Annotated in this window: 23 protein-coding genes, 1 pseudogene and 1 riboswitch; of the genes and pseudogenes, 18 read left to right on the plus strand and 6 right to left on the minus strand. The window is 69.5% G+C overall.

Going from position 1 to position 21,542, the window contains the following annotated elements; all coding sequences use genetic code 11:
- Nucleotides 1-23 precede the first annotated feature (23 nt).
- The 12 genes from BSL84_RS25385 to BSL84_RS25440 all read left to right on the plus strand — a co-directional run bounded on the left by BSL84_RS25385 (nt 24) and on the right by BSL84_RS25440 (nt 13,664).
- Nucleotides 24-575 (plus strand): hypothetical protein, encoded by a 552-nt coding sequence (locus tag BSL84_RS25385; protein ID WP_045323431.1) that lies wholly within the window; start codon nt 24-26, stop codon nt 573-575.
- 289 nt (nt 576-864) lie between these two features.
- Nucleotides 865-999: riboswitch (cobalamin riboswitch) on the plus strand.
- 113 nt (nt 1,000-1,112) lie between these two features.
- Nucleotides 1,113-2,210, plus strand: coding sequence for a FecCD family ABC transporter permease (locus BSL84_RS25390; RefSeq protein WP_420718803.1), 1,098 nt, complete (start codon nt 1,113-1,115; stop codon nt 2,208-2,210).
- Complete coding sequence (locus BSL84_RS25395) at nt 2,210-2,995, plus strand: ABC transporter ATP-binding protein (protein ID WP_075971178.1); 786 nt, start codon at nt 2,210-2,212, stop codon at nt 2,993-2,995. Before BSL84_RS25390 ends, BSL84_RS25395 begins: the two co-directional genes overlap by 1 nt.
- A gap of 15 nt (nt 2,996-3,010) precedes the next feature.
- Nucleotides 3,011-4,036 carry an ABC transporter substrate-binding protein gene (locus BSL84_RS25400; RefSeq protein WP_075972225.1) on the plus strand — a complete coding sequence of 342 codons (1,026 nt, stop codon included), beginning with the start codon at nt 3,011-3,013 and terminating at the stop codon, nt 4,034-4,036.
- Nucleotides 4,037-4,549: 513 nt separating this feature from the next.
- The gene (locus BSL84_RS25405) at nt 4,550-5,947 is read left to right on the plus strand and encodes an alanine racemase (RefSeq protein ID WP_234363508.1); all 1,398 of its coding nucleotides are present in this window, start codon (nt 4,550-4,552) and stop codon (nt 5,945-5,947) included.
- Between the two features lie 46 nt (nt 5,948-5,993).
- Nucleotides 5,994-6,974 (plus strand): ornithine cyclodeaminase, encoded by a 981-nt coding sequence (locus BSL84_RS25410; protein ID WP_075971180.1) that lies wholly within the window; start codon nt 5,994-5,996, stop codon nt 6,972-6,974.
- A complete protein-coding gene (locus BSL84_RS25415) occupies nt 6,971-8,413 on the plus strand; it encodes an MATE family efflux transporter (protein ID WP_079273290.1) in 1,443 nt (480 codons plus the stop codon). The genes BSL84_RS25410 and BSL84_RS25415 overlap by 4 nt, the downstream gene beginning before the upstream one ends.
- Complete coding sequence (gene hisC, locus BSL84_RS25420; protein ID WP_075971181.1) at nt 8,410-9,552, plus strand: histidinol-phosphate transaminase; 1,143 nt, start codon at nt 8,410-8,412, stop codon at nt 9,550-9,552. The genes BSL84_RS25415 and hisC overlap by 4 nt, the downstream gene beginning before the upstream one ends.
- Nucleotides 9,549-10,532: a PLP-dependent cysteine synthase family protein gene (locus BSL84_RS25425; RefSeq protein ID WP_030036037.1), complete on the plus strand. Its 984-nt coding sequence runs from the start codon at nt 9,549-9,551 to the stop codon at nt 10,530-10,532. Before hisC ends, BSL84_RS25425 begins: the two co-directional genes overlap by 4 nt.
- A 180-nt stretch (nt 10,533-10,712) precedes the next feature.
- Complete coding sequence (locus BSL84_RS25430; protein WP_075971182.1) at nt 10,713-11,741, plus strand: ABC transporter substrate-binding protein; 1,029 nt, start codon at nt 10,713-10,715, stop codon at nt 11,739-11,741.
- Between the two features lie 82 nt (nt 11,742-11,823).
- Nucleotides 11,824-12,852 (plus strand): FecCD family ABC transporter permease, encoded by a 1,029-nt coding sequence (locus BSL84_RS25435; protein ID WP_075972227.1) that lies wholly within the window; start codon nt 11,824-11,826, stop codon nt 12,850-12,852.
- A complete protein-coding gene (locus BSL84_RS25440; protein ID WP_045323439.1) occupies nt 12,852-13,664 on the plus strand; it encodes an ABC transporter ATP-binding protein in 813 nt (270 codons plus the stop codon). Before BSL84_RS25435 ends, BSL84_RS25440 begins: the two co-directional genes overlap by 1 nt.
- A gap of 334 nt (nt 13,665-13,998) precedes the next feature.
- Here BSL84_RS25440 and rpsN read toward each other — a convergent pair whose 3' ends face one another.
- Both rpsN and rpmB read right to left on the minus strand, forming a co-directional pair.
- Nucleotides 13,999-14,304, minus strand: a complete 306-nt coding sequence (gene rpsN, locus BSL84_RS25445; protein WP_075971183.1) for a 30S ribosomal protein S14 — start codon at nt 14,302-14,304, stop codon at nt 13,999-14,001.
- Nucleotides 14,304-14,540: a 50S ribosomal protein L28 gene (gene rpmB, locus BSL84_RS25450; protein ID WP_075971184.1), complete on the minus strand. Its 237-nt coding sequence runs from the start codon at nt 14,538-14,540 to the stop codon at nt 14,304-14,306. Before rpmB ends, rpsN begins: the two co-directional genes overlap by 1 nt.
- 67 nt (nt 14,541-14,607) lie before the next feature.
- Between rpmB and rpmG the strand changes: the two genes are divergently transcribed.
- From rpmG to rpsR, 4 genes are all read left to right on the plus strand, one after another.
- On the plus strand, nt 14,608-14,772 hold the full coding sequence (gene rpmG, locus BSL84_RS25455; RefSeq protein WP_030493469.1) for a 50S ribosomal protein L33: 165 nt from the start codon (nt 14,608-14,610) through the stop codon (nt 14,770-14,772).
- A gap of 43 nt (nt 14,773-14,815) precedes the next feature.
- Nucleotides 14,816-15,061, plus strand: coding sequence for a type B 50S ribosomal protein L31 (locus tag BSL84_RS25460; protein WP_075971185.1), 246 nt, complete (start codon nt 14,816-14,818; stop codon nt 15,059-15,061).
- Nucleotides 15,061-16,212: a CobW family GTP-binding protein gene (locus BSL84_RS25465; protein WP_075971186.1), complete on the plus strand. Its 1,152-nt coding sequence runs from the start codon at nt 15,061-15,063 to the stop codon at nt 16,210-16,212. Before BSL84_RS25460 ends, BSL84_RS25465 begins: the two co-directional genes overlap by 1 nt.
- A gap of 74 nt (nt 16,213-16,286) precedes the next feature.
- Complete coding sequence (gene rpsR / locus BSL84_RS25470; RefSeq protein WP_030036055.1) at nt 16,287-16,523, plus strand: 30S ribosomal protein S18; 237 nt, start codon at nt 16,287-16,289, stop codon at nt 16,521-16,523.
- A gap of 210 nt (nt 16,524-16,733) precedes the next feature.
- On the opposite strand, the gene BSL84_RS35650 is transcribed toward rpsR, so the two are convergent.
- Nucleotides 16,734-16,964: a hypothetical protein gene (locus BSL84_RS35650; RefSeq protein ID WP_234363509.1), complete on the minus strand. Its 231-nt coding sequence runs from the start codon at nt 16,962-16,964 to the stop codon at nt 16,734-16,736.
- A 54-nt stretch (nt 16,965-17,018) separates the two neighbouring features.
- Complete coding sequence (locus BSL84_RS35655) at nt 17,019-17,522, minus strand: 3'-5' exonuclease (protein WP_107484840.1); 504 nt, start codon at nt 17,520-17,522, stop codon at nt 17,019-17,021.
- Between the two features lie 67 nt (nt 17,523-17,589).
- Between BSL84_RS35655 and BSL84_RS25485 the strand changes: the two are divergent.
- Nucleotides 17,590-18,042: pseudogene (locus tag BSL84_RS25485) on the plus strand (WD40/YVTN/BNR-like repeat-containing protein); the annotation flags it as partial.
- Between the two features lie 532 nt (nt 18,043-18,574).
- Nucleotides 18,575-19,048 carry an SPW repeat protein gene (locus BSL84_RS25490; RefSeq protein WP_075971187.1) on the plus strand — a complete coding sequence of 158 codons (474 nt, stop codon included), beginning with the start codon at nt 18,575-18,577 and terminating at the stop codon, nt 19,046-19,048.
- A gap of 119 nt (nt 19,049-19,167) precedes the next feature.
- Here BSL84_RS25490 and BSL84_RS25495 read toward each other — a convergent pair whose 3' ends face one another.
- Together BSL84_RS25495 and ctaD are read right to left on the minus strand one after the other, a co-directional pair.
- Entirely contained in the window at nt 19,168-19,497 is a 330-nt protein-coding gene (locus BSL84_RS25495) for a hypothetical protein (RefSeq protein WP_030027230.1), read from the minus strand.
- Between the two features lie 13 nt (nt 19,498-19,510).
- Nucleotides 19,511-21,250, minus strand: a complete 1,740-nt coding sequence (gene ctaD, locus BSL84_RS25500) for a cytochrome c oxidase subunit I (protein ID WP_075971188.1) — start codon at nt 21,248-21,250, stop codon at nt 19,511-19,513.
- Nucleotides 21,251-21,542 lie beyond the last annotated feature (292 nt).

Genomic DNA, 21,542 nt, shown 5'->3' on the forward strand with positions numbered 1-21,542 from the left:
CGATCAGTAACACAGGGGGAACCTTGCACACTCGTACGGTACTCGCCGTCCTCGCCGCCGCCACATTCGCACTCACCGGATGCTCCGGCGCCCAGGAGCTGTCTTACGGTGCCACGGCGAAGAAGGACAACCTTGAGGTCAGCGTGTTGCGCGTGGTCGCCGGGACCTCCGGCGACCTGTCCGTGCTCAAGGAGGCAGCCAAATATCAAGGCCGTACGCCGTACTACGTCCATTACCGCGTGACCAAGACCGACGCCGGCGATGTGAACGGACCCTCCTTCGACGTCACGGCGGACGGTGCCCTGTTGACCCGGTTGAACATCATGAGCGCCTTCCCGGAACCCATCGTGGGCACGGACGGGAAGCTCAGCTACAAGGACGCTCCGAAGTTCGACAAGTGCCTCGACGAACACAACTTCAGCGAGTTCAAGCAAGCCGCGGCCGGCGAGAGTTACGAGGCATGCACGGTCTACCTCTCCGCCTCGGGCTCCAACGCGGCGCCCGAGAAGGTCGAGTGGGTAAAGGGCGGCCTTCTGCGGCGCAGCGACGACCAGGCGTTCGCCGTCTGGAAATGAGCCCACCCGCGGAGAGCGCCACTCAGTCGGGAACGCACAGCCGCTTGGGTTGGCGACGGTGCCGTTGCGGGAGCGGGCTACAGCGGCGCCACCCGCTCCCACAGGTCGTCGCCGGGGCTGTCCGACCGGCGCGGCGAGCGCTACGGAACGGGCCCGGTCCGTGCTGAGTCAACGGCGTGGCGCCATGCCGCTTCCTGTGCTCAGAAGCAGTTGGGCGTCCCAAGCCTTCGATCCTGCCGCCTGCCAGACACACCCCACCCCCCGATCTGCGGTTCGGTAGCGAAGGCGCCTCGCGTGCAGGCTATGCTGCAACCCGTCCCACGGGGGAAGTCCGGTCGAAGTCCGGCGCTGACCCGCAACGGTAGACGGAGGCGCACACGCGGCTCCGTGAGCCCGATTACCCGCGGCGACGAAGGCTCCTGTCAATTCGCCGTGGACTGCGAGAAGGCGCTGCGCAGGGCGCCCCGCGTCCCGGGCCGCTCCTGTGCTCATGCAGGCACGGCTTGAGGCGAAGGCGATCCGCCCGTGGCCACACCCCTGGAACTCGAACCAGCCGCGCCACCTCACACAGCGCCTACCGGCGTCGGCCCTGCGCCGCCCAAGCGCGTATCCCTGCCCCTGCTCTTCGCCACCCTGTGCTTCGCGCTTGTGCTCTCCATCGTTTGTGGGGCGGGGCTGGGGGCGTCGGGACTGTCCTGGGGCGAGGTGCTGCGTTTTCTGTGGGCGGGGCTGACCGGCGGTTCCATAGCGCATGACGAAGTCCCGGCTTACACGATCGTGTGGGAGCTGCGCTTTCCGAGAGCGGTGCTGGCCGCGGTCGTCGGAGCCGGCCTGTCGGCGATCGGGGTGGCCGTGCAGGCCATGGTCCGTAACGCCCTCGCCGACCCGTTCGTCCTGGGCATATCCTCGGGCGCGGCCGTCGGCGCCAATGCCGTCCTCCTCTTCGGAGCCTTCGGCGCTCTCGGCCTGTGGGCCCTGTCCACGGCGGCCTTCCTCTCCGCGCTCCTCGCCATGGCGCTGGTGTACGCGATCGCCCACACCGCTGATGGTCTGACCCCGCTGCGGCTCGTCCTGACGGGCACCGCGATGTACTACGGCTTCTCGGCCGTCACCACCTTCATGGTGTTCGCGGCCGAGCGCGGCGAGGCGGCCCGCTCCGCGATGATGTGGCTGCTCGGCAGCCTCGGCGGAGCCAGCTGGGCCTCCGTTCCCATCGCCGCGGGAGCCGTGCTCCTCGGCCTCGCCCACCTCACCGTGTCGGCGCGTCGCCTGAACGCCCTGGCGATGGGTGACGAGACCGCGGCCGCCCTGGGGGTGGACGCGGGGAGGCTGCGCAAGGAGCTGTTCCTGGTCTGCGCCGCCGTCACGGGGACCGTGGTCGCGGTGAGCGGAGCGATCGGTTTCGTCGGCCTGATGGTCCCGCACGCCGCACGGATGCTGGTCGGCGCGGACCACCGCCGGCTGCTGGCCGTCGCCCCCCTCGCGGGCGCCGTCCTGCTGATCTGGGTGGACATCCTGTCCCGGGTGGTGCTCGCGCCCGTCGAGCTGCCGGTGGGCGTGCTGACCGCCGCCATCGGCGTGCCGTGCTTCGTCCTGCTGATGCGCCGCCGCTCCTACACCTTCGGAGGCGCGTGATGCGGATCGACATCGACGCACTGACGGTCGAGGTCGCCGGCGCGCGGCTGGTACGGGAGGTCACGCTCCGCGCGGACGAAGGGCAGGTCGTCGGGCTCGTCGGGCCCAACGGCAGCGGCAAGTCCACGCTGTTGCGCTGCGTCTACCGGGCCCTGCGCCCCTCGGCCGGTACGGTCCTGCTCGGCGGTGAGGACCTGCACTCCCTGAGTGCGCGCGAGGGCGCCCGTCGGCTGGCCGCCCTGCCCCAGGAGGCGGTCACCGAGTTCGACTTCACCGTCGCCGAGGTCGTGGCGATGGGGCGCCTGCCGCACCAGCGGTCCATGGCCCGGGCAACCGACGAGGACCGGAAGGCGTGCGAGGCCGCGCTGGCGAGGGTCGGCGCCGGCCACCTCGCCGACCGCGGCTTCCTCACCCTCTCCGGCGGCGAGAAGCAACGGGTCCTGATCGCCCGCGCCCTCGCGCAGCAGCCCCGGGTACTGGTGCTCGACGAGCCGACCAACCACCTCGACATCGCTCAGCAGTTGGAAGTGCTGGCTCTGGTGCGCGGCAGTGGGCTGACGGTGCTCACCGCGCTGCACGACCTCAACCTCGCCGCGCTCCACTGCGACCTTCTCCACGTCATCGACAGCGGCCGGATCGTCGCCTCCGGCGCTCCGCACGACGTGCTCACGCCCGAGTTGCTGGCCGAGGTCTTCGGCGTACGGGCCCACCGGGTACCGCATCCGGAGTCCGGCGCCGTACAGCTGCTCTTCGACCGTCTCCTGCCCGATCAGTCCGCTTTCTGAGGAGTCATGGCCATCATGCCGAACCTGGTACGCCCCGCCGCACTCGCACTCGCCGCCGCCCTGATGCTCACCGGATGCGGCGCGGAGGTCACGTCTCGGGAAGGAGAGGGTGGCGATGCCAAGGCAGGCGGCGGCCGATATCCGGTGACCATCGAGAACTGCGGCCAGAAGAAGAGCTATGACAAGGCCCCCCAGCGCGTGGTGACCAATGACGTCGGTATTACCGAGATCATGTTCGCGCTCGGACTAGAGGACCGTATGGCGGGCTATGTGATGCCCGACGACAGGGGCGATCTCGCATCCGTTCCCTGGAAGGACGCTTACCAGAAGACGAAGTGGCTCTCGAAGAAGACGATCAACAAGGAGCTGGTCCTCGACGCCCGCGCCGATCTGGTGTTCGCGGGCTGGAACTACGGCTTCAACGAGGGGGAGGGCTTCAGCCCCGCCGAGTTGGAGAAGGTGGGCATCGACTCGTATCTGCTGAGCGAGTCGTGCCGTAACGGGCAGGGAAAGGCGCGCGGGGTGATGCCGCCGCTCGAAGCGCTGTACACCGATTTGCGGAACCTGGGAAAGATCTTCGATGTCGACGACCGGGCGGAGGCCCTCGTCGCGGGCTTTGAGAAGCAGGTGGCCGAAGCGGAGGCGAAGGCCCTGAAGGGCGCTGACCGTCCGCGCGTCTTCCTCTACGACGACGGGCAGGACAAGCCGCTGACCTCGGGTCTGTACGCCGGGCCGCACGACATCATCACGAGGGCGGGTGGCGATCACGTCATGAAGGACCTCAAGGACAGCTGGGCGACGGTGGGCTGGGAGACCGTGGTCGAGCGTGACCCTGAGGTGATCGTGATCAACGATTACGGTGACACCACCGCGGACCAGAAGCGGAAGTTTCTGAAGTCCTATCCGCCGCTCGCCGGCGTCTCGGCCGTCAAGAACGACCGGATCGTCGTCCTCGACTACGCGGAGCTGGTGGAAAGCCCGCGCAATCCCGCGGCCATCGCCTCACTCGCCGCGGACCTGAGCACATTCTCTCGCGGCTGACCAGCCGAGTGACGCCGGCCGCCGCCTCAGCACGCGGGCTGCGGCGCCGGCCGTCGCAACAGCGCCGCCTCGGTCCACCAGCGGGCCATGACCGGCCCGAAGAGAGCCTCCGACCCAGTCTCTGGTCCGGCCCGCTCCCGAGAACGGGCTCTTGGACGTACCCGCCGCGGCAGCCCGGGGTCAATGGATCAACGGTGCCGTGCCGGGTGTGGTCGGAACTCCGTGGCTCGGGCAGCTCGGTGGCACCGGGGAGAGGGCGGTCCGTTCAGGGCCTGGATCTGCGAGGCGAGCCCAGCCCAGCCCTCAAGTCCGGCTGGCTGGACCGGGCGGAACCGTGACGAGCTTCTCGCCCTCGGAGGCGCCCTGCGTTGACCTGCTCGCGGCGCAGCTCGGTGGACTCGCTGGGCACAATGCCCGATATGTAGCAACTCCTCACTGTCTGTCCCTCCCTTGCGCGGCGCCCTTTGCGAGCCGCTATTGAAAATGAGTGTCATAGTCGTATAAGAATGCCGGGTGCTCATCTCACGACGGTTGCCGGAGCGCCCGTTGGCCGGAGTCCGGCCCTTCGCGCTCCCCGCACTTCGACATCCCACGGTCTCCGCGCTGCTGGCGGATCACCGTGTCCTGCTGGCCGACCTTCTCGACGGCCTGGGGTCACCTCTGCATGTCGCGCTCCCCGAGATCTTCGAGGAGAACGTCGTCAGACTCCGCCGGGCGTTCGCCGACGCGGGCGCCGACGTCGACATCCTCTTCGCCAAGAAGGCGAACAAGGCTGACTGCTACGCCAGTTCTGCCGCCACCCTGGGTGTGGGAGTCGATGTCGCCAGTACCCCCGAACTGGTCAAGGCGTTGGCCGGTGGCGTGCCCGGACACCGGATCGGAGTATCCGGACCGGAGAAGGACGACACGCTGCACGCCATCGCCGTTCAGCACGGCTGCCTGGTCGCCGTCGACTCGATCAGCGAGCTCCGCCGACTCGCCGCGACCGCCCGGCTCGCGCGGCGACAGGCCACCGTGCTGCTGCGGTCCCGGACCGTCGGCCAACCAGGAAGCCGCTTCGGGATGTCCGCCGCCGAGCGTGGGACCGCCGTCGGTCTGTGCGCGGAACTCGCGGACCACATAGGCCTTCGAGGCTTCTCGTTCCACCTCAACGGCTACTCCGGCGCGGAACGCGCGAGGGCCGCGAACGAGATGATCGAGCACTGCCTCGACGCCCGGCGGTACGGCCTGATGACTGCCGAACTGGTCGACATCGGCGGTGGCTTGCCGGTTCGCTATGTCGAGCCGCGGATCTGGAACGAGTTCCTCGCGCAGAACGATCCGACCCACTACCACGCGGCCAAGGACTTCGAGGACTTCTACCCGTACGGCGGCCAGGCCGCCGATCAGACGGCCCACGCGATCATGAGGCACCCGGTCGACGGTGGCGAGAGCCTGGCCGCGAAGGCGAGGCGTCACGGCATCCGGTTCGTCGTGGAGCCCGGCCGGGCGTTGCTGGACCAGGCCGGCTTCACCCTGTTCCGCGTACAACAGGTCGACGACCGGCGGAAGTCCGACGGGTACGCGATCGTCACCGTCGCCGGCAGCAGCTTCAGCCTCTCCGAGCAGTGGTTCAACAGTGACTACCTCCCCGACCCGCTGCTGATGTCCGTCCAGCCGACCGCCGACGAGCTGTTCCCGGCGTGTGTCGCGGGTTCGACCTGCCTGGAGAGCGACATGTTGACCTGGCGGAAGATCGGCTTCCCGCAGCCCGTGCGGCGCGGTGACCACCTGGTCTACCTCAACACCGCCGGCTACCAGATGGACTCCAACGAGTCGCCGTTCCACGACGCCCCGCTGCCGTCGAAGGTCGTCGTACGGCTGGGTGACGGCGAGACCGCGCCGCGCTGGCGACTGGACGGCATCCGATGAGACCTCGCACCGATCCCATCAGACCCCCACGAAGGAGAAGACCGGCATGTCTCTGAGCTATGCCCCGCCCGGGCAGTTGTGGCTGTTGCCGCAAGCGCAGCAGGAAGGGCTGCACCTCGACCACCGGCAGGTGATCGCGGTCGTCGAGCAGGCCTACCGCGCGCTGCGCGAAGGCGGCTCGAACAACCCGGTCAAGACGATCATCGACGATCCCGACCACCGGTCGCTCAGCTATTCGATGGTGGCGAGGGACGCCGGCAGCGGCACCGTCTGCTTCAAGGGCGTCTACGAGTTCGACCCGAGGCGGACGAGAGACAGTTACCGGTTCCACTCGTTCGTCTTCCTCGTCGACGACACCACGGGGGCGCCGATCGCGCTGATGGACGTGGTGAAGCTCGGCCCCCTGCGGTCCTCGGCCACCACCGCCCTGTTCGCCCGTGCCGCGTGCCCCGACGCGCGGACCGCGCTCGTCATCGGCACCGGGGTCCAGGGGCAGGCAGCCCTGCCGATGCTCGTCGCGGCGATGCCCGAGCTGGAGCGCCTGCAGGTGTTCGGCACGTACCCCGAGGGGCTCCGCGCCGTCCAGGACAGCGTCGACGGCCGCGAGGTCGAGATCGTCAAGGACCTGAGGGGGGCCGCCGGCGAGGCGGACATCGTGGTCGGCGCCGCCGGCCTGTCCGTCACGGAGGAGGTCCGGCGCGACTGGATGAAGCCGGGCTCGGTCGCCGTACTCCTCGGGTACGGCGTGCACGCCGACGTGTGCCACGGTGCGGACTACCGGATCGCCACGGACACCGCCCAGATGCACGCCACCTGTGAAGACCTGCGGGGCGCGGACGGCAGCCTGCCGCAGGTCGACGCCCAGCTCCCCGACATCCTGCTCGGCACGGCACCCGCCCGACGCCGTCCGGACGACGTGGTCTTCGCCTACAACAGCGGCATGGCGGTCACCGACGCCGCGCTCGGCCGGTACATATCCGACCTCGCGCTCGCGGCCGGGCGAGGGGACAAGGTCAACTTCTGGTGAGCACCGAAACGACCGACACGACACCTACGAGCGGCGCTCAGACGACCGGCGCCGCCTGGTGGGTCAGGAACTCATCAGCGCTGCTCAAGCTCGCGTTCCCGCTGATCCTCACCAACTTCGCCTATGTCGCACTGACCACGGTCGACATCGTCATGCTGGGCAGGCTCGGAGCGGTCGAGATCGCCGCCGCCGGTCTGGCCATCGCGCTGTTCAACCAGTTGCGCACCACCGGTACGGGCCTGGTGACCGGAGTCAGCAACCTGGTGGCCGAGGCGCGCGTGCGGGACGACAGAAAACGCGTCGGTGCACTGCTCTTCGCGGGTTTCTTCTGGGCGACCGTCTGCGGTGTGGTCTTCTGCGTGGCGCTGATGCTCATCGGGCCGCTGCTCGTCCTGCTGGGCCAGGACCCGACCGTGGTCGACAAGGCGGGTGAGTTCCTGATGGTCCTGGCACCGGGCATGCTGCCCTGCCTGTGGTTCCAGAACCTGCGGCACTTCACCACCGGCCTCAAGCGGCCCGGCCCGCTGCTGGCCATCACGCTGGCCTCGGTCGGCGTGACCATCGCCCTGAACTACGTTCTGGTCTACGGCAAGTTCGGCCTGCCCGCCTTCGGTTTCGTCGGCGTCGCGATCGCCACCGTCACCGTGTTCCTGTTGTCCTTCCTGGCGTTCGTCGCGGTGATCCTGCGTGACCGTACCCTCCGCCCGTACCTCACCTCGCCCCACGCGCGGCGCTGGAACGGGGAAGCGGTCCGGTCGGTATGGCGCCTCGGCCTGCCGATCTCCGGCACCTACGCCTCGGAGGCCGGGTTCTTCAGCGTGCTCACCCTGGTCATCGGCTCCCTCGGCGTCGAGGCGCTGGCCGCCCAGACGGTGCTCAACCAGATCGTCTACATCGTCTTCATGGTCTCCGCCGGCCTCTCCCACGCGGCGTCGATCCTCATCAGCGAGGCCGACGGCCGCGACGACTACCGGGAGGCCCGCAGGACGGGGCTGCTCGGCATCGCCTGGGGCACGATCGCGACACTGCTGGTCGCCGTCGTGTACGTGCTGGCGCCGGACGCGGTCGTGTCCCTGTTCCTCTCGGCCGAGCACGCCGGCGACACGGACATCATCGCGCTGACCGCGACCGGACTGCTGATCGCCGCCCTCATGCAGGTCTTCGACGCCACCCAGAACATCGGCAACGGCATCCTGCGAGGCATCGGCGACACCGCCGGACCCTTCCGCATCTCCCTCGTCGGGTACTGGTTGATCGGCCTTCCCGCGGGCTACCTGCTCGGGATCACGGCCGGCTGGGGCGTCGAGGGCGTCTGGACCGGCCAGACCATTGGCCTCGCCGCCACCGCCGCCCTCCTGCTGGCCGCCTTCCTGCGCCGCGTCGACCGGCTGCACCGCGAGACGTCCGGCGCACCCGTCCCGGAACCGGAGCCGTCATGAACCCCGTCCTCTCGCACACCCCGTCCACCTCTTTGATCCGCAGGGAGGTGGCGGGACTGCCCCGCTACGATCCCGGCGCCGACCCGGACGAGGTGGCCGCCCTCAGCGGCTCCGGCCGTGTCATCAAACTCTCCAACAACGAGAACCCGTTCGGCGTCTCCCCGGCGGTGAGCGAAGCCGTACGCAAGGCCCTTGCCGACGGCGTGTCCCGCTACCCCGACCCCGCAGGACGACGACTGGCGGAGGCCATCGGGAGGAGCCTGGACGTGCCGGCCGACCGTGTCGTGCTCGGAAACGGCTCGGAGAACATCCTGGAGCTGCTGTGCCGGGCCGTCCTCGACCTCGGTGACCTGGTGGTGACCCAGGCGCCCGGCTTCAGCCTGCACGAGACCTTCCCTCGCATCATGGGCGCCCGGGTCCACAAGGTCCCGGCCACCGCCGAGTTCGGGTTCGACGCGGACGCCTGGCGCGACGCGCTGGCGGCAAGTCCGAAGCTCGTCTTCCTCGCCAACCCGTGCAACCCCACGGGCGCGATGCTCGACGCCGACGAACTGGAGCAGGTCGTGGCCGCCCTCCCGGAGTCGGCCCTGCTGGTGCTCGACGAGGCGTACGGCGAGTTCGCCCGGTCCCGTCCCGGCTACCCCGACGGCCTTGAAGCCCTGCGCGGACTCGACCGCCCGTGGATCGTGCTGCGCACCTTCTCCAAGGCCTACGGTCTGGCGGGAGTTCGCGTCGGATACGGCATCGCCTCCGACGAGACGCTGATCCAGGCCCTGGACCGAGTCCGCACCCCGTACAACGTGAACCACCCGGCCCAGGAGGCCGCGATCGCCGCGCTGGGCGACCACGCACACCTGGCGGACACCGTCCGCCGCACCGCCCTGGAGATCGCCCGGGTCACCGACCGGTTGAGCGAAGCGGGACTGAGCGTCGTCCCGTCCTCGACCAACTTCCTCTTCATCGACACCGGCCACCCCGCCGACCATGTCGCCCGGGAACTGCACCGCGCCGGGGTCATCGTCAAGGCGTGGCGCGAGCCGGGTTACGAGACATACATCCGAGCCTCGCTGTCGACCCCCGGGGACAACGACGTCTTCGTCCGGTGTCTGACCGAGATCTGCGCGAAGGACAAGCCGTGATCACGAGCAGGATCTCCGACCTGATAGGGCGGACGCCGCTGCTGAAGTTGCCCGTCGCGGAAGGCGGGGCCACCGTCCTGCTGAAGCTGGAGCAGTTCAACCCCACCGGGACGGCCAAGATCCGGATGGCCAGGAACATGATCGACGAGGCGGAGGAGGCCGGGCTCCTGGCCCCCGGCGGGTGGCTGGTCGAGTCCACCTCCGGCAACACCGGTCTCGGCCTGGCGCTCGTCGCCGCCGAACGGGGCTACAAGTTCACCGCCGTGGTCGACAACCACTCCAGCCCGGACAAGCTACGGGGCATGGTGGCCTACGGCGCCGACATCCTCAATGTCGCCGGGGACGAGGAAGGACTCGCCACCGCCGAACGCGACACCACAGCAGAGCGACTCGCCGCCGAACACGGCGCGTACTGGACCGCCCAGCACCGCAACGTGGGCAACCCCAACGGCTACCGGCCGCTCGCCCGTGAACTCCACGCCGACCTGGGCGACGACATCGACTACCTGTACGGGGCCGTCGGCACCGGCGGTTCGCTCTGCGGCACCGGCCGCTTCCTCCGCGAGCGCATCCCGGAACTGAAGATCATCGGTGTCGAGCCGGTGGGCTCCGTCGTCTTCGGCGGTCAGGGGGCGCCCTACCACCAGTCCGGGACGGGTACGCCGGCGGGGTCGGAGATCGGCTGTGTCGTCGACTACGAGGTCTTCGACGAGGGGATCAAGGTCAGCGACGCGGAAGCCTTCGAGACCTGCCGCTATCTGGCAAGGAACTTCGGTGTCCTGATCGGCGGCTCGGCGGGCGGCGTGGTGTACAAGGCCCTGGAGCGGGCGCAGTCCGCGCCCCCCGGCACCACCATCGTCGTGCTGGTCTGCGACGGCGGCGACAAGTACCTGGACACCGTCTTCAACGACGACTGGATGGCGGCCAACAAACTGTTCGACGAGCGGGCCGTCCGTCGCCTTGCCGCGATGCTGCGGTAACGCCCCACCCCGACCGGACGACCGGAACTGCTCGGCGCGTCCGGTCCATTCCGCCGATGGGCGGTACGCGGCGCCGTGCGACCACCGGCGCGAAGCGCCCCTGCGAAGAGTCCGTCAGGCGGTCCGCATGGGCTGCCAGGACCATCCTGCCCCTGCCTGAGAACTGGTACCTTCCTGCCAATGAAAACGAAAACGATAACCACAACGGTTACGGCTCTGCTGGCCCTCGCACTCGCGGGATGCACCGCGCAGCCGGCGTCCGATGACGGCAAGCCCGCCACGGCGACGCAGACGGGCGCGACGACGACCTACCCGTTCACCCTCAAGAACTGCGGCACCGACGTGACGGTCAAGGCCGCACCGAAGAAGGTCGTCACCCTCAACCAGACCGCCGCCGAGATCCTCATCCACCTCGGGGTGGGCGACCGGATCGCGGGCACGGGCTACGAGATCGAGAAGACGCCGCCCGCGATCGCCGCGCAGTACAACAAGATCCCGGTCCTGTCCGCGCCCGGGGCGGAGATCAAGCACGAGAAGCTGCTCGCAGCTCAGCCGGACTTCGTCTACGGATCCTTCGCGAGCATGTTCACCAAGGAACAGTCCGGCGAGCGCAAGCAGCTCCACGACCTGGGCGTTCCCACCTACCTGACCGAGTTCGACTGCACGTACCACGAGAGCGTGGCCGACGCGGACTTCACCATGCTGTTCGAGGAGTACCGCCGACTCGGCAAGATCATGGGGGTGCCCGAGGCCGGCGAGAAGCTGGCGACCGAGCAGAAGGCCGTGGTCGACAAGGCGGTGGGCGCCGTCCAGAAGCGGGAAAAGCCGCTGAAGGTGATGTGGTTCTACTCCACCTACGAGGGCACCCCGTGGGCCGCCGGGCCCGGTGGTCTGCCCCAGCACCTCTCCGGGCTCGTCGGGGTCGAGAACATCTTCTCCGACGCCAAGACCAAGTGGGCGGAGGTGAGCTGGGACGAGGTCGCAGCCCGGAACCCCGACGTCATCATCCTGGCCGACCTGACCCGGGGCGAACCGAACGACACCGCCAAGGAGAAGATCGAGCTCCTCAAGAAAGACCCCCTCACCAGCAAGCTCGCCGCCGTGAAGGGCGACCGGTTCATCACCATCCCCGGCAGCCACATGGACCCCGGCTACGGCAGCGCGTCCGCGGTTCCCGCGCTGGTCGACGGCCTGAACAAGCTCGGGTGACCCCTCTACCATCATGACGACGAGTTCACACGAGACCGCCGCGCGCACCGAAGCCCCGACCTCCCGCCGCGAAGGGGCTCCGGTGCGCCGGCGGCGCGCCCCGACGGTGGCGCTTCTGTTCCTGGCCGTGACCGCACTGCTGGTGTCGGTCGTCGCCGCATCGCTGTTCGGGAGCGCGGACATCCGCCCCCTGGATGTCGTCTCCACGATCCTCCGGCACATCGGCCTGGGCGGCATCGCCCCCACCGAGCCCCTGCCGGGGCTCCTCGACGCCCTGATCTGGGAGTCCCGCTTCCCGAGAGTCCTGCTCGCCGCCGCCGTCGGCATGGCCCTGGCGGTCTCCGGCGCGGTCCTGCAAGCCGTCACCCGGAACCCGCTGGCCGATCCCTACCTGCTGGGGGTCTCCTCCGGCGCCTCGACCGGAGCGGTCGCCGTGCTCCTGCTGGGCATCGGCGGCAGTGTCTCCCTCTCCACCGGAGCGTTCGCCGGCGGCCTGGTCTCCTTCGGCCTGCTGTTGCTCCTGCTCGGCGGAGGGCGTGTGTCCAGCCCCTCCCGGGTGGTGCTGACCGGCGTGCTGGTGTCTCAGTTCTTCGCTGCGGTCACATCGGTCATCCTCATGGTCAGCGGCGACGCGAACTCCACCCGCGGCTTCACCTACTGGCTGCTCGGCACCCTCGGCGGCGCCCGATGGGAGGGGGTGACCGTCACCGTCGTCATCATCCTGATCGGGGTGGCCGCCGTGCAGTTCTTCGCGCCCGCCCTCGACGCCTTCACCTTCGGGTGGGACTCCGCGGCCGCCCTGGGGATCAACGTCACCGCGGCCCGCGTCTGGCTCATGGTGCTGACCTCCGTCATCACGGCGGCTGCCGTGGCCGCCTCCGGCGCGATCGGCTTCATCGGCCTGCTCGTCCCGCACGCCGTGCGGGCCCTGGCCGGCCCGACGCACCGCTCCCTCCTGCCCCTGTCCGCCATCGCCGGCGCCGTCTTCCTCATCTGGGTGGACGTGTTCGCACGCACGGCCTTCTCCCCCCACGAACTGCCCGCCGGCGTCATCACCGCCCTCCTCGGCGCGCCCGCCTTCGCGCTGGTCCTGAAGCGTCTGGAGGCCTGATGGGCCGCATCACCACCACCCACCTCTCCTGGTCGGTCAAGGGCCAACGGCTCCTCGACGGAATAGACATGGAGGCCTACGACGGAAAGGTCACCGGCCTCCTCGGCCCCAACGGCTCCGGCAAGTCGACCCTCCTGCGCCTGCTCGCCGGACTGCGCCGCCCCGACACCGGAGGCGTCCACTACGACGACACCAGCCTTCAGGCCCTCGGCCGCCGGGTTCTGGCGCGACGGCTCGCCGTCGTCGAACAGGACGTCACCGCGCACCACCACGTCACCGTCCGCCAGGTGGTCGAACTCGGCCGCACGCCCTTCCGCGGCCGCTTCGACGCCCTCACCGAGCACGACCGGCGGACCGTCGACGCCGCGCTGGAGCGGACCGACCTCACCGACCGGCAGGGCCGGAGCTGGCACACCCTCTCGGGAGGCGAGAAGCAGCGCGCCCAACTCGCCCGCGCCCTCGCACAGGAACCCCGCGAAATCCTGCTCGACGAGCCCACCAACCACCTGGACATCCGTCACCAGCTCGAACTGCTCGACCTGCTCACCTCGCTCGACGTGACCTGCGTCGTCGCCCTGCACGATCTGAACCTCGCCGCGCGGTACTGCGACCATCTCGTCCTCCTCCAGCGCGGACAGGTGGTCGCCGCCGGGGCCCCGGACAGCGTGCTGACTCCGGACCTGATCAAGTCCGTCTACGGTGTCGAGGTCCTCGTCGACCGCGAACCCGCCACGGGGACCCTCCGCATCACCTACCTCGGCACCGCTACGCGAACGACTTCCGTGCAGGCGATGCAGCTCGACCCCGGATAGGGCGCGACGGCTGTCGGCCCGACGCCCGCCCTCTGCTGACGACACTGATATGGCCACCGACTCGGTCGGTGGCCATAGCAGTGTCCCAGCGCGCCCTTCGGCGCCGCCTCACCGCCCGGCGTACGGCGCTTCGGTTCAGATCTCATGTCGAAGATGCCGCGGAAGGTGGAGGCGGAGCGTCCGCGTGCGGCTCCCTGTGGTCCCCCTCGCGGGCCCGCAGAGTGCCGCACGCGCACGGGAGCGACCGTAAATGCTTACGGTAGCCATTTTCGACAAGGGTGCTCCGTGTGGCCGGGATCGTCCCGCCGGACGGATGCGGGGTGGGTTCCGGTGGCTACCAGGACGACTTGGTCACTCCGGGCAGGAAGCCGGCGTGTGCCTGCTGTCGCGCCCGCACCCGAGAGAGTCCGAACTTGCGCAGGTAGCCGCGCGGACGGCCGTCGACGCTGTCGCGGTTGCGTACCCGCGTGGCGCTGGCGTTGCGCGGCTGCCGACGCAACTCCGCCTGGGCGGCCTCGCGTTCGGCCGTGGTGGAGGAGGGTTGGCGGATGATCTCCTTGAGCTCCCCCCGCCGGGCGGCGTACCGCTCGACGGTCTCCTTGCGCTTCTCGTTCTGCGCGATCTTGCTCTTCTTCGCCATCAGACCTTCACCCCTCGCGCGCGGATCCGGGCCACGGCGGCCTCGACGCCGATGGCGTCCACCGTCTTGATCGCCCTGGCGCTGAGGATGAGCCGGACGTGCCGCCCTTCGCTGGGCAGCCAGTAGCGCTTGCGCTGGATGTTCGGGTCGAAGCGGCGCGAGGTGCGCCGGTGGGAGTGGGAGATGTTGTTGCCGAAGCCGGGCTTGGCGCCGGTCAGTTGGCAGTGGGCGGACATGGGTGCGGCCGCCTTTCTCGCCGAAGGGCGTATTGGTAATGGAAATCGTTCCCATATAGTAGCCCTCATGGCACGCAACGAGATCCGCCCGGTCATCAAGCTCCGCTCCACGGCGGGCACCGGGTTCACCTATGTGACGCGCAAGAACCGCCGCAACGACCCCGACCGGATGGTGCTGCGCAAGTACGACCCCGTCGCCCGGCGCCACGTGGACTTCCGCGAAGAGCGCTGACCCCACACCCCCTCACCCCATCCCACCCCTGAAAGGCCCTGGCATGAAGCCCGGAATCCACCCCGCCTACGAGCCCGTCGTCTTCCGCGACTCCGCCTCCGGCACCGCGTTCCTCACCCGCTCCACGATGACGAGCGACAAGACGGTCGAGTGGGAGGACGGCAACATCTACCCGGTCGTCGACGTGGAGATCTCCTCCGCGAGCCACCCCTTCTACACCGGTACGGCGCGCGTGCTCGACACCGCCGGCCGCGTCGAGAAGTTCCAGCGCCGTTACGGAGCCCGCTGATGGAGCACGAAGGGGGGCTGCCCGTCGTCATCGTCGCCGGGCTCCACTCCGAGGCGCGAGCTGAGGTCGTCGACCGCCTTCTGCGGTCCGTCCCCGGAAGCGTTGCGCTCCACCACGACCTGGCGGGGGCGCCCGAGGGCAGCGTCCTGCGGCTGATCCGTGACGCCGACGGCGTCCTCTCGCGTGGGGAGACGCCTCTGGTCAACGACTGCGCGTGCTGCGCCCTGCGCGAGGACCTGGTCCCGGAACTTGAGCGGATGGCCGACAGCGGCCTGACCCGCCTCGCGGTGGTCGAGCTGTGGGACTCGGTCGAACCGAAGGCCATGGCGGAGGTGATCGCCGCCCACGGCGGGGACCGCCTGGCCCTGACGAACGTGATCACCGCCGTGGACCCCGCCCTCGTCCTGCCCTGCCTCGGCAACGGCGACGACCTGGCCGAGGCCGGACTCGCCGCGGCCCCGACCGATCAGCGGACCGTGGGCGACACCTGGGCCCGCCAGCTGGAGTACGCGCCCGTCCTCGCCGTCGTCGACAACGACGAGGCCGACGAGGAGGACCGCGCGCTCCTCGCGCAGCTGCATCCCACCGCGCTGCGCGTGCCGGCCGCCTCCGCCGAACTCGCCCGCATCGCCCTCGCCGGCTTCGATGTCGAGGCCGCGGCCGCCGCCCAGCACCCCGCGTGCGCGCTGCTGCCCCAGGAGGCGGACGCGGCCGGGGTCACCACCTTCGTCTGGCGGCGCCACCGCCCGTTCCATCCGGAGCGGCTGTACGAGGCGCTGGAGGACCTGTGCTGTGCGGCGGCCCGCAGCCGGGGCCGGTTCTGGCTGGCCGACCGGCCGGACACCCTGCTCGCCTGGGACGCGGCCGGCGGGGCGTTGTGCGTGGAGAACGCGGGCCCCTGGCTGGCGTCGCTGCCGGACGCGGCCTGGGAGATGGTCCCGCCCGTGCGCCGCGCGGCGGCCGCCCTGGACTGGCACCCGGAGCACGGCGACTGCTGCCAGCACCTCGTCTTCACCTCGCCCGGCCTCGACCGCGACGGCCTGGAACGCCTCCTCGACTCCTGCCTCCTGACGGACGCGGAGTACGAGTCAGGGCGTGAGGCGTGGAAGCACCTGCCCGCCGCCTTCGACGCCCTCCTCGACGCCGCCTGACCCTCACCGTTGGACCGTTCACGGCCTGGCCCGACCGACCGTGACGGAAACCTTTCCGCAAAGGAGACCCTGCCATGGCCCGACGCCCCGAGCCCCGCAAGCCCGTCAAGTCCCGCCCCAACCCGCTCGACGCGGCCGGGATCACGTACATCGACTACAAGGACACCGACCTGCTGCGGAAGTTCATCTCCGACCGCGGCAAGATCCGCAGCCGACGCGTCACCCGCGTGACCGCCCAGCAGCAGCGCGCCCTCGCCACCGCCATCAAGAACGCCCGGGAGATGGCCCTGCTGCCCTACTCCAGCCGCTGACGGGCCCACCCGGCGGGTCCACTGGAGGGACAAGCCGCGCGGAGGGACAATCATGATGATTGTCGTTTCGGCGCCAATGTGCCGCGTTTCTCCTACCGTTTCCACACCGCGCCGCTCGTACCGGCGAAGGACTACGACGGCATCGCTTTCGTCGCCCGCTCGACCTGCTCCCACCCGCTGCCGCAGGCTGAGAAATGAGGGCAGACCTGCTCACGGCCACATCTCCAGCAGGGCGTTCAGCGTCAGCTTCCACATCGGCTCGGCCCCCGTCCCGAAGGCGGCGGCGAGCGCGTACCCCACGGCGGCGTCGTGGGGCTCCGCGTGCTCGCCGCTGTTCGGCTCCTCCCACTCGGCGCTGACCGACCCGTCCCCGGTCGACGTGAAGACGCCAAGGAGACGGCCGTCGCGCAGCAGACGGCTGGTGCCCAGAGAGTCCGGCACCAGCAGATACCCGTGTCCCCGCGCCGCGGATTCCTGTACGTCGGCCGCTGAGCGCTACCGTGCCAGGAACGGACCGGGCGCGCCGTTCCAGGAAATCCGCGGCGCTTCCCTTGCACGGGTGCAGGCGACGAACAGGAGGCTCAGCTCACTGAGGCGGTTTTCCCGGTGTTGCTGGGCGTCCACTTCTACGGGGGTCAGGGCCGAGACCAGAGGAACGACGCTCTCGCTGACACCGGCGACGGCGACGAAGCGGAACTCCAGGCCCTTCATCCGATGCATGGTCCCGATGCTGACACCGTCGCCGGGCCCCTGCGTACCGCCGAGGAGCCGGACCGGGAGCTCTGCCTGTTCCAATGCGTGGGCGATCTCCTTGCCCAGTTGCAGGTACCGGACGGCCACCCCGATCTCGCTCGGTTCCACACCGTCGGCCGCCCACTGGACGATCTGTGCAGTGAGGTCCGCGATCTCTTCGACCTTGCTGCCCGCCGCCAGGAGTTCGGGGTGCGCACCGTTCAGTCCTGATCGGTAGCCCGCCAGCGATTCGGTCCCGCCGTCCATGTCGTCCGGGTTCTCGCGGCCGAGCAGGGACGTCGACCACTGCAGAATCTGGCGGCCGGAACCTTCTACCCTGTCTCGCGGCACGCTGCACGCCAGCACCGACGGTGGGGCGACCTTCACCACACGTGCGACCGGCCTGCCCGACGGCCGGCTCACGGCCGTCCCCGGCGTCGCCGGAGACCTGTGGATCGCCGCCGGCGGCGAGGGGCTGCTGCACTCCACCGACGGCGGCCGCACCTTCACCCGGCTCACCTCGGTGAAGTCCGCCTCCGCCCTCGGCTTCGGCAAGGCCGCACCCGGCGCCTCGTACCAGGCCCTGTACCTGATCGGCACCGTCAAGGACGTCACCGGCGTCTTCCGCTCCACGGACAAGGGCGCCACCTGGCTCCGCGTCAACGACGACGCCCACCAGTGGGGCAGCATCGGTGGCGTCGGCGTCATCACCGGCGACCCGGACACCTATGGCCGCGTCTACGTCGGCACCAACGGCCGCGGCCTCCAGTACGGCGACCCCTCCTGACCCCGACACCGGATGCACTCACGTCGGACCGCGTGAGCTGACGCGCGATCACTGAAAGACCGCCGCCCTCCTGACCGAAGCAACACCCCGGTCGGAGGGCGGCTTTCCGCTGTAGGGCGGGTCCAGCGCTTCACCCGGATGCGGCCCTGCGCCAGCGTGGACGCTGCCGGGGGGTAGGCGTACGGGCAGCAGAGCGTTCCCGGCACGGCGGAAGGCAACCCATGAGCGCATCGCTCCCCCCGCACGCGGTCTCCGGCACCGGCCCTGAGGGGGGCAGGTCGATGGTGGTGTGCCCGCGCATGCCCGGAGCATGGCTCGGCGCGCCGCTGGGCCCTCCTGTGCGTGCCACGGTGAAGGCGGCTCGCTCATCGTGATCGTTTCCGGGCATCAGCCTCCCGCTGGCGACGACGGACGCGTCGGGAGCCATGCAGCGGAGGCAGCTGGGAATCGCAGGCTCGTACTCGCGATTCTGGTTTATGACCTTTTTATGGGTATACGTCCGGCGTGAACCGCTCCTTCTCAGGAGGCCATCATGGCGTCAACCCACCGCGCACCCATCGAAGAGCACCCCGACCTGAAGGACCTGCACGCCCGGCACGACCGTGCCGCCGCCACCCCGCGCGCCCAGATGGTCGAGGCCCTGGCCTTGATCACGGGTCTCTACCTCGCCGCGTCCCCCTGGATAGCCGGCTTCAACGGCTTCACCACGCTGGCCGTCACCAACCTCATCGCGGGCATCGCCTACATGCTGTGCATGGGCGGCCTCGGCAACTCGTACGAGCGGACCCACTCCATGGCCTGGGCCGCAGCCGCCATCGGCATCTGGACCTGTGTGGCCCCCTGGATCGTCGCCGGTGACGTCGCGCACACGCGGTCCATCACCAGCAACCTCATCACCGGGGTCCTGGCCACCCTCCTTGCCCTTGCCGCCGCCTCCGCCGCCCGGGACAGCGAGACCGGCCGCCACGGCCCCGGCACACGCCGTCCCATGACCGGAGCCCGCTGAGCGCCCGGCCCGACGACCAGACGCTCACAGCAGGCCTCGTGACCGGCGCCGGTCCTGGGGGCCCCCGGGACGTGGAAGGACGACAGGAGCAGGACCAGGTCCGGCGCCTGAGCGGCCGGTCACCTGAGAAGCAGCGTGACGGAGTAGAGCCCCAGTACGGCCACGAGCAGGCCGGTGATGCGTCTGCGGAGGAGAGCGTAGCGGCGGGAGTACTCCGCTTCGAGTTCTCCGGCCCGTGCGACCGTCTCGGCGAGCATCTTCTTGCGCAGGCCCAGGTGGTGGTGTGCGAAGCGGCGGCTGATCTCGTCCTGTTCGGCGGGGCCGAGCCAGGTCAGGGCGGCGGCGAAGGCCTCACCGTGAGCCCGTGCCTCCTGCAGCGCCGCCTGGCTCATCAGGTATCCCTCGATCCGGGAGAGTCCGGCCGCCGCTTCCTTCGAGCGTCTTCTCATCGTCGGCCCCGGACTACCGCGGCTGCTCCGGGCCCTTGCCCCGTAGCGTGCCGCGCGGGGCGGAGGCCCTGTCCTGGTCGACGACGTCGCGCCGGTGGTCGCCGGCGTAGTCGAATGCGGCGATCTCGGGGTGGTGGAGGTCGAAGGCCGGGGACTCGGAGCGCACGCGGGGGAGGGTGACGAAGTTGTGCCGCGGGGGAGGGCAGGACGTGGCCCACTCCAGGGAGCGGCCGTAGCCCCACGGGTCGTCCACCTCGACGCGAGGTGCGAACTTGGCCGTCTTCCACACGTTGTAGAAGAACGGCAGCGTGGAGAGGCCGAGCACGAAGGCGCCGATCGAGGAGAGGGTGTTGAGGGCGGTGAATCCGTCGGCGGCGAGGTAGTCGGCGTAGCGGCGGGGCATCCCCTCGGCGCCGAGCCAGTGCTGGACGAGGAAGGTCAGGTGGAAGCCGATGAACAGTGTCCAGAAGTGGATCTTCCCGAGACGCTCGTCGAGCATCGTCCCGGTCATCTTCGGCCACCAGAAGTAGAACCCGGCGAACATGGCGAAGACGACCGTCCCGAAGACCACGTAGTGGAAGTGCGCCACCACGAAGTAGGAGTCGGTGACGTGGAAGTCCATGGGCGGTGAGGCCAGGATGATGCCGGTCAGGCCGCCGAAGAGAAAAGTGACGAGGAAGCCGATCGACCAGAGCATGGGTGTTTCGAACGAGATGGAGCCCTTCCACATGGTGCCGATCCAGTTGAAGAACTTCACTCCCGTCGGGACGGCGATCAGGAACGTCATGAAGGAGAAGAACGGCAGCAGCACGGCGCCGGTCGCGAACATGTGGTGTGCCCACACGGTCAGCGAGAGGCCGGAGATCGCGATCGTGGCGCCGATCAGGCCGAGGTAGCCGAAGAGCGGTTTGCGGGAGAAGACCGGAAAGATCTCGGTGACGATGCCGAAGAACGGCAGCGCGATGATGTAGACCTCCGGGTGCCCGAAGAACCAGAACAGGTGCTGCCACAACAGCGCCCCGCCGTTGTCCGGGTCGAAGACCTGCGCGCCGAAGCGCCGGTCGGCCTCCAGGACCAGCAGCGCCGCGGCGAGGACGGGGAACGCGAAGAGCACCAGCACCGACGTGAGCAGGATGTTCCAGGTGAAGATCGGCATCCGGAACATCGTCATGCCGGGCATGCGCATGCCGATGATGGTCGTGGCGAAGTTGACCGAGCCGAGGATCGTGCCGAAGCCGGCAAGCGCCAAGCCCATGATCCACATGTCGCCGCCCACGAAGGGGGTGCGTTCGCCCCCGCTGAGCGGCGTGTACGCGGTCCACCCGAAGTCCGCCGCGCCCTGAGGCGTGAACAGGCTCGCCACCACGATCAGCCCGCCGAACAGGAACAGCCAGAACGACAGCATGTTCAGCCGTGGGAAGGCCACGTCCGGTGCACCGATCTGCAGCGGCATGATGGCGTTGGCGAACCCGGCGAAGGTCGGAGTCGCGAACAACAGCAGCATGATCGTGCCGTGCATGGTGAACACCTGGTTGTACTGCTCGTTCGAGACGATCTGCATGCCGGGCCGGGCCAGCTCCGCGCGCAGCAGCAGCGCCATGACCCCGCCGATCACGAAGAAGCCGAACGACGCGATCAGGTACAGGTGCCCGATCTTCTTGTGGTCGGTGGTCGTCAGCCAGGCGACGACCACGCTCCCCGGTGTGCGGCCCGGGACCGGGATGGGTGTGACAGGCTCGGTCGACGTCGCCATGGGCGGTTCCTCTGCGTCGGTTCGCACGGGGGTGGGCGCCCACGTGTCCGCCGCAGCAGGGTGTTACGCCCGGCTCAGGTGTACTACGCAAAGTGACGAGTGGCTACAGGACAGCCGGGCGGTGACCCGGATGGCGTACCACTCGTCGCCCGCCGATCCTCCCCACAGCCGTGAGCCCCCTGGGCACCTCCGCATGAAGGATCGGCACCGGGGAAGACGCCTGCTGATCACCCCGCTCCACGTACCGAGGTGGGCCAAGGCGGGCAGGGTGCGGAACGGTAGCGGTGGCCGC

It is taken from the genome of Streptomyces sp. TN58 (assembly GCF_001941845.1).
Taxonomy (GTDB): domain Bacteria; phylum Actinomycetota; class Actinomycetes; order Streptomycetales; family Streptomycetaceae; genus Streptomyces.

Bases quoted from the DNA above. Each gene is read 5' to 3' on its own strand.
- BSL84_RS25395 (WP_075971178.1), top strand. From the start codon at position 2,210: ATGCGGATCGACATCGACGCACTGACGGTCGAGGTCGCCGGCGCGCGG.
- BSL84_RS25400 (WP_075972225.1), top strand. From the start codon at position 3,011: ATGCCGAACCTGGTACGCCCCGCCGCACTCGCACTCGCCGCCGCCCTG.
- BSL84_RS25410 (WP_075971180.1), top strand. From the start codon at position 5,994: ATGTCTCTGAGCTATGCCCCGCCCGGGCAGTTGTGGCTGTTGCCGCAA.
- hisC (WP_075971181.1), top strand. From the start codon at position 8,410: ATGAACCCCGTCCTCTCGCACACCCCGTCCACCTCTTTGATCCGCAGG.
- BSL84_RS25430 (WP_075971182.1), top strand. From the start codon at position 10,713: ATGAAAACGAAAACGATAACCACAACGGTTACGGCTCTGCTGGCCCTC.
- BSL84_RS25440 (WP_045323439.1), top strand. From the start codon at position 12,852: ATGGGCCGCATCACCACCACCCACCTCTCCTGGTCGGTCAAGGGCCAA.
- rpsN (WP_075971183.1), bottom strand. From the start codon at position 14,304: ATGGCGAAGAAGAGCAAGATCGCGCAGAACGAGAAGCGCAAGGAGACC.
- rpmB (WP_075971184.1), bottom strand. From the start codon at position 14,540: ATGTCCGCCCACTGCCAACTGACCGGCGCCAAGCCCGGCTTCGGCAAC.
- rpmG (WP_030493469.1), top strand. From the start codon at position 14,608: ATGGCACGCAACGAGATCCGCCCGGTCATCAAGCTCCGCTCCACGGCG.
- BSL84_RS25460 (WP_075971185.1), top strand. From the start codon at position 14,816: ATGAAGCCCGGAATCCACCCCGCCTACGAGCCCGTCGTCTTCCGCGAC.
- BSL84_RS25465 (WP_075971186.1), top strand. From the start codon at position 15,061: ATGGAGCACGAAGGGGGGCTGCCCGTCGTCATCGTCGCCGGGCTCCAC.
- rpsR (WP_030036055.1), top strand. From the start codon at position 16,287: ATGGCCCGACGCCCCGAGCCCCGCAAGCCCGTCAAGTCCCGCCCCAAC.
- BSL84_RS35655 (WP_107484840.1), bottom strand. From the start codon at position 17,522: ATGGACGGCGGGACCGAATCGCTGGCGGGCTACCGATCAGGACTGAAC.
- BSL84_RS25490 (WP_075971187.1), top strand. From the start codon at position 18,575: ATGGCGTCAACCCACCGCGCACCCATCGAAGAGCACCCCGACCTGAAG.
- BSL84_RS25495 (WP_030027230.1), bottom strand. From the start codon at position 19,497: ATGAGAAGACGCTCGAAGGAAGCGGCGGCCGGACTCTCCCGGATCGAG.
- ctaD (WP_075971188.1), bottom strand. From the start codon at position 21,250: ATGGCGACGTCGACCGAGCCTGTCACACCCATCCCGGTCCCGGGCCGC.